The 10,366-nt window shown below is 57.4% G+C and carries 6 protein-coding genes and 1 riboswitch; of the genes, 1 reads left to right on the top strand and 5 read right to left on the bottom strand.

Annotated features, from left to right (window positions below; genetic code table 11):
• Positions 1 to 393: 393 nt before the first annotated feature.
• The gene (locus AA105894_RS11535; RefSeq protein ID WP_267311850.1) at positions 394 to 1,620 is read right to left on the bottom strand and encodes a cation:proton antiporter; all 1,227 of its coding nucleotides are present in this window, start codon (positions 1,618 to 1,620) and stop codon (positions 394 to 396) included.
• A gap of 213 nt (positions 1,621 to 1,833) precedes the next feature.
• On the opposite strand from AA105894_RS11535, the gene AA105894_RS11530 reads away from it, so the two are divergent.
• Complete coding sequence (locus AA105894_RS11530; RefSeq protein ID WP_267311849.1) at positions 1,834 to 2,664, top strand: M48 family metallopeptidase; 831 nt, start codon at positions 1,834 to 1,836, stop codon at positions 2,662 to 2,664.
• 94 nt (positions 2,665 to 2,758) lie between these two features.
• Here the strand turns inward: AA105894_RS11530 and AA105894_RS11525 are convergent, their stop codons facing one another.
• From AA105894_RS11525 to AA105894_RS11510, 4 genes are all read right to left on the bottom strand, one after another.
• Positions 2,759 to 4,969, bottom strand: coding sequence for a TonB-dependent receptor (locus AA105894_RS11525; protein WP_267311848.1), 2,211 nt, complete (start codon positions 4,967 to 4,969; stop codon positions 2,759 to 2,761).
• 89 nt (positions 4,970 to 5,058) lie between these two features.
• Positions 5,059 to 5,260: riboswitch (cobalamin riboswitch) on the bottom strand.
• Between the two features lie 85 nt (positions 5,261 to 5,345).
• Entirely contained in the window at positions 5,346 to 7,364 is a 2,019-nt protein-coding gene (locus tag AA105894_RS11520; protein WP_267311847.1) for a phosphocholine-specific phospholipase C, read from the bottom strand.
• A gap of 17 nt (positions 7,365 to 7,381) precedes the next feature.
• Complete coding sequence (locus AA105894_RS11515; protein WP_267311846.1) at positions 7,382 to 9,784, bottom strand: TonB-dependent receptor; 2,403 nt, start codon at positions 9,782 to 9,784, stop codon at positions 7,382 to 7,384.
• 183 nt (positions 9,785 to 9,967) lie between these two features.
• Positions 9,968 to 10,357: a ribosomal maturation YjgA family protein gene (locus AA105894_RS11510; RefSeq protein WP_267311845.1), complete on the bottom strand. Its 390-nt coding sequence runs from the start codon at positions 10,355 to 10,357 to the stop codon at positions 9,968 to 9,970.
• Between the last annotated feature and the right edge of the window lie 9 nt (positions 10,358 to 10,366).

Here is a 10,366-nt window from a genome sequence, read left to right as displayed (position 1 = left end):
GGTCAATCCAGCCACCACTCAGCGATAGAGGGGCAAACTGCTCCAGAAAGGAAGTGGCAAAGAGCGTCGCTTTTGCCGCGTTTTCCGGTGTCTGCTTGCCCGTATGAAGCAGGCGCAGAAGCTCAGTCTGCGCCCAGATACGTGCTGACTGCGCTTAGAGAAATTTTGTGCCTTAGATCGAAGCACTCTGGTTTATTGTGCACGGTTAGAAAACTGCTTGGGTACTAGAGACCATGCGGGCGCAAGCTGGTCTCGCCTCATAAGGTCGCGCGCGCCCTTATCTTTATAATCAAGAGGCACCTTATGCCCGCAGCCGATCTGCCTCATCCGGGGAAAAACTTACACTTGTCCTGCCAAAGCTCGGTTTACTGACGCCGGTGAGCAAGGCGCGCCTCATGTTTCTCTGGGGGCGACCGTTCTTTTCGGTTTGAGCAGGTGAAAGAGCGGTCCGGTGAGCAGGGTCGAGATAACGGCCAGTACCATGAGCGAGGCGAAGGCGAATTCGGAGAGCATACCTTGCTCGTGCAGGATGGTCGCCGCCACGATTTCCATCAGGCCCTTGCATTGTAGCAGGGCACCAAGCCCTAGTGTCTGACGTCGCGATAGCCCCGCGGTTGGTGGGAAAATGTAGATCGAGCCGATCTTCACCACGATCGAGATAGCGACGAGTGACAGCGAGGCCAGGACAGAAGGCCAGGTCAAGGCGTCGCCATTGATCCGCATCCCGCTATGACCAAAGAAGAGAGGCGCTACCCATACCAGTGCGAAAGTCGAGATAGCCTCGAAGGGCAGGCGTCGTACCCATGATGGCGGCATGAAGGCCCCGGCGAAATAGGCGCCGATCAGCTCGTGCAGCCCCAGAGTCATGCTCGCCCAGGATCCGAGGCTGAGATAAAGCGGCACCACAGCCCAGATAAGTATCCGCGGTGGATTGCGGAAGTGGCGTGACGCCAGTGAACCGCAAGTTGCCAGCGCGATGAGCAGAAGCGCCGCACCTCCTTCGCGCAGGCCCCAGCTATGCATGGCAGTCTGACGCTCTGCAGAGAACTGCAACAAGGCAAGGCCGATCCAAAGCGTGGCGTCATCGATAACCGCGAGTTTGAGCGCCAGTTGTCCGATCGGTTTGTCGGCGATCGGCAATTCCCTGACGATGCCGATAAGCACGGGCAGGGCGCTGACTGCGATGCACAAACCGATGGACGCTGCAGCGATGCCGGGCGTGACAGCGGGCGCGTGCCAGCCGGGGAGGGGCAGGAAGAAATAATAAACGAGGATGGTGCCTATCAGAAAAGGCCCACCCAGTGCCATGGCAGCACCGCCCAGGAGGCGTGCAAGGCCGGGTTTCGGGAGGGCGTTTTCTACGCTCTGGCCCTCGGGGTGCTGCCACATCTCCATTCCCGCCGTGAAGGCGAGCACGAGTACGGCGATCCAGCCAATGGTATCACCATAGAAAGAAGGAATGCCGAGGCTCTTGAGCGGTAGATGCCAGACGGCGGCCATAATGCCAATCAGGATCGGAATAACAGCAATGGGTATGACGCGGCCAAGCAGGCGCCAAAGCACCCAGGGAACACAGACAAAAATACCGATATCTGCCAGGACCGCCGTCAGATCGTTCATACCCATCCTTTCGATGTTTCACGCAAAGATAGCTTGGATAAGAGAGAAAGCGCAAACCTGACGTCAAAAGCCATGAAATGGCTGAAGATAGTAGCTGGTTTTTTCACGCTTACGGATGCGGTGGAAATATTTCCTCAAGATTCTCCGTCTATTTATTTTATGTTTGAGGTGTAAACTTGTTTACTTATATTGTTCGCTCGTGAAGGACCAATCATGCCTCCGCATATCTCAATCTACCAGCATCCCCAGGAAAAGGGATATGGTGCGGCTCTGACCGTTATCGGTAGTGCACTTTGGCTGCTGATCATTCTGAGTGTCTTCCTACAGAAAAATCCGGTTGCTGCGCTGATTGCCTTGGTCATCTACGGCTTGCTGCTCTGGGTCATGATGAAGTTCATGGCAGCCCTGTTCCGTGCATGGATGGTTGGCAGCATGGTGGTGCTCTCAGAGCAGCAATTCCCGGAACTGCATGCAATCTTTGTCGATGTCAGCCGGAAGCTCGGTCTGGAGACGGCGCCTGAAGCCTTTATCTATAATTCTCACGGCGTGATGAACGCGCTCGCCCTTAGGCTGTCGCGTGGGCGTTATGTGCTGTTGACTTCAGCGCTTGTCGAAGCTGAGGACAATGCGCAGCTCCGCTTCGTGATCGGGCACGAAATTGCTCATCACGTGCTGGGTCATCTCAATTCGGCGAAGCATTTCATCCGTTATCCGGCTTTCTTCGTGCCTTTTCTCTATCCGGCCTATTCGCGCGCCCGCGAATATAGCTGCGATGCGGTAAGTGCGTTTCTTCTGGAGGATAAGAACCAGGCCCTGACCGCATTACAGATGCTGGCCTGTGGTGCCAAGCGTCTGAACTACGAGATGAGTCCGTCAGCCTTTATCGATCAGGAAAAACTCATGCCCGCCTTTGCAGGGTTTTGCCGCGAAATCTTTCTGAGTCACCCGCGCATGACCCGTCGTGTCGCGCGTCTGATGTCCCTCTTCCCGATCGTGGCAGTGAAGCCGGATAGAGCACCTTCCAGCGCTCAAGATGCAGCCTGACGGGCGTTTGGGTTCTGTCCGGCTTCGTGATGACCTTCACTGTTCTCCGGTCCTCTGACCGGAGAACAGGACGCTTCAGGCGACCATGGGGATGTCAGAACCCTGCCTGCATGCTGATCGAGAAGGAACGGGGGGCGCCGATCAGAACCTCGGACGGATAGCTCGTATCAGCCCATTGCACGAAATGCTTGTTGGCAAGATTGTCGATGCGACCGTACAGGGTAAAGCCCTTGCGGATATGCCAGCCCGCAAAAACGTTCACGAGGGCGTAATCCTTGAGCGAGAGCGTATTGGCAAAATCACCCTTGCGCGCAGAGACATAGCGCATGCCTGCGCCGAGATCGACAGGCAGGTCCAGCGCTGACGACCATACAGCCCAGAGATTGGCGGTTACCGCAGGTACGTTGGGCACCTGATTGCCTGAGGCGTCCGTCGCGGCATCGGGATAGAATGTGCCGTAATGCGCATCTGTGTAGGCAATATTGCCGGACAGGCTCCAATGGCGGTCGAGACGCCAATCGGCCTGACCCTCTACCCCACGCGAATGCTGGCTCCCGGCGGTCGAGACAGAATCCTGACCTGTCTGAACCAGAACCCGAGTGCGTCGGATATCGAAGAAGGAAAGTGTTGTGACAAGCCGACCCGAAAGCGCACTTGCCTTCACGCCGATTTCCCCCTGACGCGAGTGGCTCAGACGGCTGAATTGCCCTTTGTTGGCAAGGAACAGGTTTGAGCCTGGCGGATCTTCTGCAGTCGTATACACACCATAGAGGCTGACATTGGGCAGAATGTCGTAAACCGGGCCGATACGGAAATTGGCAGGGTTGTAATAGCCCTTGAAGCTCGTTGCCGCGTTGAATTGCCCGTTCTGATTGTAGTTCTGGCGGTCGAGCGAGAGCCAGTCATAGCGAAATCCGCCAACCAGACGCAGAGTGCGGGTCAGTGAAAGCGTGTCTTCCAGAAAGAGCCCGGCATCGATCAGGGTGGTTGGCGATTTGCGGTAAGGATACTCCCCGGCGAAATTGCCCAATGCGCCGCCTTCCGGGTCAGTCAGCGAGACACTGTCGGCATAGCTGGCGTCGGGAAAACCACGATTGCGGATGAAGCGCAGATAATAGGCGTCTCCTCCAATCACCAGACGGTTCTTCAACCCGAAAAACGTGGAGTCAAAGCGGGCGTCAATCGTATCACCGATCTGATGCTGGTTCTGATAGACATAGAACCGGTCACGCCCGATCCGCCCCGGCTCGATTGGGGCATTACTGGCATCGACTGCGCCTTCGCTACCTATATAGCTGTAGGTCTCGGCATTGTCCCACCGCCGTTTGGCATAGGAGAAATAGGCCTTGTCATGCAGGGTGAGCCGGTCGTTCACGATCCAGTTCAGATGCAGGGTCGGCGTGGCATTGACCGAACTTGCTCGCGGGTTGGCAACATTGTAATTGCGCCAGAGCGAGGCCTTGCTGACAACCAGCCCGCTCGATGAATGCAGAAGACCCTTGGCTTGATCCTGAACGGCAGAGCCCGGCACCAGAGGGGCGCCGTAATAGGTGGAAAGCTCATCTGTCAGATAATCCATACCCAGTCGGGCCGAGAAATTCTGTGACGGATGCCAGAGCAGGGTCGTCGTCCAGTCATTGCTATGCGGATCAGCGCCCTTGACGTAGCCATCTGACGAGGTGCGGCTGAAATCACTGCGTATGGCCAGTGTCGGTGACAGCGGGATCGACCCGCCAATGCCTGCATTCCAGGTATTGAAGCTGCCATAGGAAACCAGCGTGTCCAGATGCGCATGATCCGGGTCGGGGCTGCGTGTGCGCATATCGACCGTGCCACCCACAGCGCCTTGTCCGTAAAGAACGGAAGACGGACCCTTGAGGACCTCAACTGCCTCGAGATTGAAGGCGTTCAGCGGCCGGTTCACCATGGTGGTGGGGCCGAAATAGAACCCGTCGCGCAGGATCAGGATCTGATTACCACTGAACCCGCGCATCATGAGCTGTGCCGGGTTGCCCGGTGACCCGCCAGAAGTGACGCCCGGTGCAAAATCGGCAGCCTGTTCGGCCTGGGCGTAACCGCGCTGCGAGATGATCTTCTGGTCGATCACCGCAATCGAAGCCGGGTTATGCTGCAGGCTCAGGCCGAGCCTGCCACCGATGGCAGGCCGGGCATTGAGCCCTGTGCTTTGCCCGTGGGCGGTAATGTATTCATCATTCGCTCCCTGATCCTGCGCGACGGCCTGAGGGAGGGAGAGCAGGGGAAGCCCTGCGAGAAGAAGCGATCTGAAGGGGCGCAGAGGGCGCATGGTGGCGGATCTATCCGGTCTGTTCACGTCACTACGATGGGCAGATTTGCACCCGCCACTTCCGGGACACCCCGCCCATCAGTTCTCGTCCGTGACCATGGATGATGGCAGGTCTCCTGACTTGTGCGTCACCAAGCAACAACATGCCTTCCCGGGGGGATAAACCCAGTGGCCGGGCCGCAAGGGCCCTTGTCAGTGCTCTCTTCACCTACAGTTGCGGGGGCAGTCATGGCATCGCACCATGTTCCCTTTTCATCCCGGCGAGCGGGAACCATCGCGCGCGACCCTACTGCCCGCGCACGCCCTGTCAATCAGACGCGAGGCTTATGCAGGTCTCTTGTAACGCTCGCGTATCCCAAATGACACGCGCCTCTTTTCAGCTCGGGCTTGTCGGGCTTGTGGCCATATGGGGATCAGAATGGGACGGTGATCCGTTTTCGACATGTCCGGCCAGTGCGAGCAGGACCGTGCCCGCCTGGTCTTTCAACTCCAGGTGATACCAGTTTTGGCTGGGGCCCAGATCGACAATCTCGACGCGTTGCGTATCGGGCTTGAGCGGACGCTCTTCACTCCTGCCGTTATACAGATTGCTCAGGACCGTCTCTTTGCTGGACGGCTTCGATACCGAGAAGACGAGCCGCAAGCTGTTGTCTCCTTCCTCCTGCAGCAGGGCCACGCCGCTTGCAGGACGATGAAGGCGGTAGAAACCGTTTGGTCCGTAGATTTCGACCAAACCCTCAGGCGCGCAGGCGAATAGGCTGATCGTGCCAGCGGGCACCGTCAGATGTTGGCTTGCCATGCCCGTCTGGCGAATACGGAAAACGACACCCTGTCTGCCGGTATTACTGAAGGTGAGTTTTGTCGGATCATCGGCATGGGTGGTGACAGCAAAGCGATAGGGCAGGGCGCGGCTCGGCCTCTGTCCGGCTTCCTGCATCGGCAGGCTGCCCTGCGACGGCACGAGCGGCGGCGGATGCGCGCAGGAAAGACGCGTCTGTGGCAGATAGTCGTCGGTATTGGGAAGCTTCGCCGACCATTCAGCGTCGGGTTTCGAGAAATCGAAGACGGAGGTCAGATCGCCACAGACAGATCGCCGCCAGGGGGTGATGGTGGGGCATGCGACGCCAAAACGCTTTTCGAGAAATTGCAGGATCGAGGTGTGGTCGAATACCTGCGAATTGACCCATCCCCCCTTTGTCCAGGGAGAGATGATCAACGCAGGCACGCGAGGCCCGAGACCGACAGGCTCGCCATGATAGCTCTCGCCTGCGGATGAAACAGTGGTGCTGCCTTGCCCCGCAAGCGCAGGGACAGGCGGTGGCACATGGTCGAAAAAGCCGTCATTCTCGTCGTAGTTCAGAATGAAGACTGTCTTGGCCCAGGTCTCGGGGTGACGAACGAAAATATCGATGAGTTTCGAGATCAGATGCTCGCCAAAGCCGGGAGGGGCTTCGGGATGTTCCGACAGGGCAGCTGGCGGAACGATCCATGAGACCTGCGGCAGGGTGCCTCCTGCAACATCATGCTCGAAAGCATCCAGCAGGTAACGCCCTTCAAGCTCGTGCATGTTTTCCTTGTTCGAGCCGGGGGCGATGGCGCGGGCGTTCAGGTAGCGCCAGTCCTTGCGGTCGAGATTGCGGAACTGGCGGAACGAGGCGAGGGGGTTGTCGCCGAAATTGTCGTATTCCTGATAGAATTTCCAGGTAACACCGGCCTCCTGCAGTCGTTCAGGGTAGGTCGTCCAGTCGAAAGGCGTGAATTTCGGGTTGTCATGGGCCATGTCGGCAGACCAGTTGCCGTCATCGACATTCTCGACTGCCTGCTTGCCCGCTGAACCGACAGCGAGCCCGTTCGTGCCGGTGAAGAAATAGAGACGATTTGGATTGGTCGGCCCGAAGATCGAGGCGTGATAGGCGTCGCAGATCGTGAAGGCATCCGCCAGGGCATAGTAATAGGGGATTTCCTTGCGGGTGAAATACCCCATGGTCATGGGTGTCTTGTGCGGTACCCAGCTATCCCACTCATTCCATGCTGCCTGCGTGCCTTTCCAGCTATGGTCGAGGCTTTTCAGGCAGGCGGCAGAGGTATGCACCGTGTCGAACAGGAAGGGCCAGATAGCGCGGCCCTTCTCGTCTTTCTGGGCAAAGACGGAACTGCCATCAGCCTGGCGTTCTGCCCGCGGGTCACCAAAACCGCGCACACCGCGCAGCGTGCCGAAATAATGGTCGAATGCCCGGTTTTCCTGCATCAGGATAACAACGTGCTTGACGTCCTTGATCGTGCCGGTTTCCCGGTTGGCTGGAATGGCCAGAGCCTGTTTCAGGTTTTCAGGCAGCATGGCCCCAGCGAGGGCGGCAGCACCGAGATTGAGAAAATGCCGTCGGCTGGGTTTCATGCTGGCTGATCCGTCTCTCAGTTGAAGTGCTTGCGGATGGTGAAGAATACCATGCGCGGGGCCGCGGCCTGAAGGGTCTGGAACGTGCCCGAAGGGTCGGAATTGATAAAGCCGTTGCTGCCCACCGTCGCGACATAGCGCTTGTCGAACAGGTTCGAGACGTTGATCTGGGTATCAAGCCCGCGCAGCCAGAAATTATGGCTCTTGAAGCGGTAGCCGAGATTCAGGTTGAACACGTCGTTGGCCGGCACATAGGCGTCGTTCGTATAGGTGTAGTAGCGACGATCCTGGATCTGCATAAGGACGTTGCCCCAGATCTGGCCGTCGTCATAGCCGAGCTGCAGATTGGCGAGGTTGCGCGGCATACCGACCACGTTCTTGCCCTTGATTGCGGCGGAAACCGTACCATTCGCCATCACATCGTCCTGATAGAAGGAATTGTTGAAGGCATAGGAAGCGAAGATCGACCAGTTCGGAGCAAACTGCCAGTTCACGGCAGTGTCGATGCCACGAGAGATGACCCCACCCACATTCGACAAAACCGAGGCATTGCCCTGAATGCCCACGCCCTGAGTCACCGAGAGAAGGCGGTTTTCAAACTGGACGTAATAGCCGGTTACCGTCGCCTGGAAGGTTTTGGTATGATAGCGATAGCCAAGTTCCTCGGTATTCGACATTTCAGGCTTAAGACGCCCCTGCAGCGCCTGGAATCCTGCCACCGTGGTCGAGAACGGCCCTGATGTCTGGGCGCTGTCAAAGGCCGCCATATTGCGGCTGTAGTCGAGGAAGATCTCGTGATTATGGTTGAAGCGGTAATTTGCGCCAACCTGCGGCAGGAAGCCATTGCTGGCATTCAGCGACCCTGACGGATAGGCCGTGGCGACAGGTGTGCCGAGATAATTGCCGTTCATGGCGCGCGCCGTGTTGTCAACGATCAGTGACTTGAAGCCGTAATTGACCTTCAGCTTTGGCGTGATTTTCCAGGTATCGCCCAGATGCACCTGATAGGTCTTGGTGTTGAAGGCGCTCTGCCACTGCGTGGCAAAGGCGTTGTCGCGATACCAATGGATGGAAGAAGGCGATCCGTCGAGCGCGAGAGGATAGAAGCGGCGCGCCTGATTGAAATTATTGTTTTCGAACCAGAAACCACCCTCAATGCTGTGATTGGCAATCTTGTAGGTCAGGCTGCCGATAAAACCGGCGCGGTGGATGTCGTATTCTGTTGTGCGTGTGGAAAGGGGTGACCCTCCCAGCTGTGCGGGCGTCGACTGATAAGGCGTGACCCACACACCTTCGCCGGTATTCGTATGGCCGTAGCCCATGACATAGCCTGAAAGGCGATTATTGACCCGGAAATCGAGCTTGCCATAGCCCAGCGCGTCTTCACGCAGGCCGCCTGCATTGTAATAGACCGTATCCACATTCTGGATCCCCTTGGGGAAGGGGATGGTGTTCTGGCTGGCATAAGCATAGGCAATCTGCTTGGCGAGCGCGTAATTGCCGGTGATATTGTCCAGATTATAGCCATAGGTCTTGATTTGGGAGAGGGAGAGATCCTGATAGTCGTTTTCAGCGCGCTTGGACCAGTCGCCGAACACGGTCAGTTTCAGATGTTCGCCCAAAGGCTGGACGAATTTGGCGTTGGCCTGATCCTGGCGCTGAACGCCATCGCCCTTCCACTTATTCGCGTCCTGATGGTTGTAGGAAACGTAGAACTTGCCGCCTCCCTTGAGCAGGCCGCTATTGATACGGGTAAAGGTGCGCCATGTTGACGCCGAGCCGATTGTACCGCTCACATCGGCGCCGAATTTGTCGGAGGGGTCGATCGAGGTGAATTGCAGTGCACCGCCGAGGTCGTTCGAGGCGGCAACGCCGACTGCACCTGCACCCTGGGTCAGGGTTGCAGGGCCGTTGTTTTCCGTCTGGAGAGCACGCCCGATCGAAAGACCGTTATCGTTGCCATAGGCCAGATTGCCCAGCGGCACGCCGTCGAAGGTGAAGCCGAGACGGCTCTGATCGAAACCACGGATGATGATCTGCTGTGACCATTCATAGGAACCCAGCGGGTCTGATGAGGTGAACATCACACCGGGCAGTTTCGAGAGCGTCTTGAAGGGGCTGGTGCCAGGTGTGTATTCCTGAATGGCTGTGCGCGAGATCGTCTGTGTCTCGCGGGCCTGACCGGCGCCGAGCACGATGATCGACTCAGGGGTCCTGGCATCGACAGCGTTCGAGCGCGCCGTTGTCTTGTCCTTCTGGCGGGCCGTCTTTTTGTCTGTCGCATGGCTGGTTGTCTTGCCAGCAACGGAAGCTTTCTGGCTTGGGGCGCTATCCTGAGCATGAGCCCTGTTCGTCGCATGTCCGGCAATCAGCAGCGCCGGAAGGCTGGCGGAAAGAACAAGGCTGAGTCTGAGTTTCATCGATTGGGGCCGTTTCGCTTCGTGATCGAATTACGGGCCGTAAATATCGACATAATCTCTTATGCAGTATTATGGTTTTATTAAATCGTTACCGAAATAAAACAGTCATATTGCTGTCATTGTTTTGTCTTTTACCGCTCTCACGAACCGCGGCGCACGGCCTGACGCAACTGCCCGGATGATCTATGGACGAGACCGTCTTTTCATTCTGGATGTAGCGCTTGCGAACTCCATCAGAATGATGCCGGCGAGATAGGCCGCCATATCGTACCAGGAGAAGGCATGTCCGAGCAGAAAGCCGCCGGCAGCGGTTTTTCGCAAGGCATCCAGAGGTGCAATATGGACCAGTTTGAGTGTCTCACTCGCAAAACAGCCAAAAATGGCGAGCGTCAGTCGCGACAATCGTCTGTCGCCCCCCACGACGAAGGCGGCGAGGCACCAGAAAAGCGCGCCCCATAAGACCGAGCCGCTCCATTTTCTTGCAAATGGGTCAAGCCCCAGAGGGGCAAGGCGGCAGACAAGACCCACCGCGATAATCATGCCCGTCGTCAGGATGAGACGCGTTCGGCTCAATTTGTTGTG

The organism is Asaia spathodeae NBRC 105894 (assembly GCF_025994195.1).
Taxonomy (GTDB): domain Bacteria; phylum Pseudomonadota; class Alphaproteobacteria; order Acetobacterales; family Acetobacteraceae; genus Asaia; species Asaia siamensis.
Note: the sequence above shows the minus strand (reverse complement) of the source record. Positions and strands in the feature narration are given on the sequence as shown.

Coding starts and splice junctions, on each gene's coding strand:
- AA105894_RS11535 (WP_267311850.1), bottom strand. CDS start 1,620: ATGAACGATCTGACGGCGGTCCTGGCAGATATCGGTATTTTTGTCTGT.
- AA105894_RS11530 (WP_267311849.1), top strand. CDS start 1,834: ATGCCTCCGCATATCTCAATCTACCAGCATCCCCAGGAAAAGGGATAT.
- AA105894_RS11525 (WP_267311848.1), bottom strand. CDS start 4,969: ATGCGCCCTCTGCGCCCCTTCAGATCGCTTCTTCTCGCAGGGCTTCCC.
- AA105894_RS11520 (WP_267311847.1), bottom strand. CDS start 7,364: ATGAAACCCAGCCGACGGCATTTTCTCAATCTCGGTGCTGCCGCCCTC.
- AA105894_RS11515 (WP_267311846.1), bottom strand. CDS start 9,784: ATGAAACTCAGACTCAGCCTTGTTCTTTCCGCCAGCCTTCCGGCGCTG.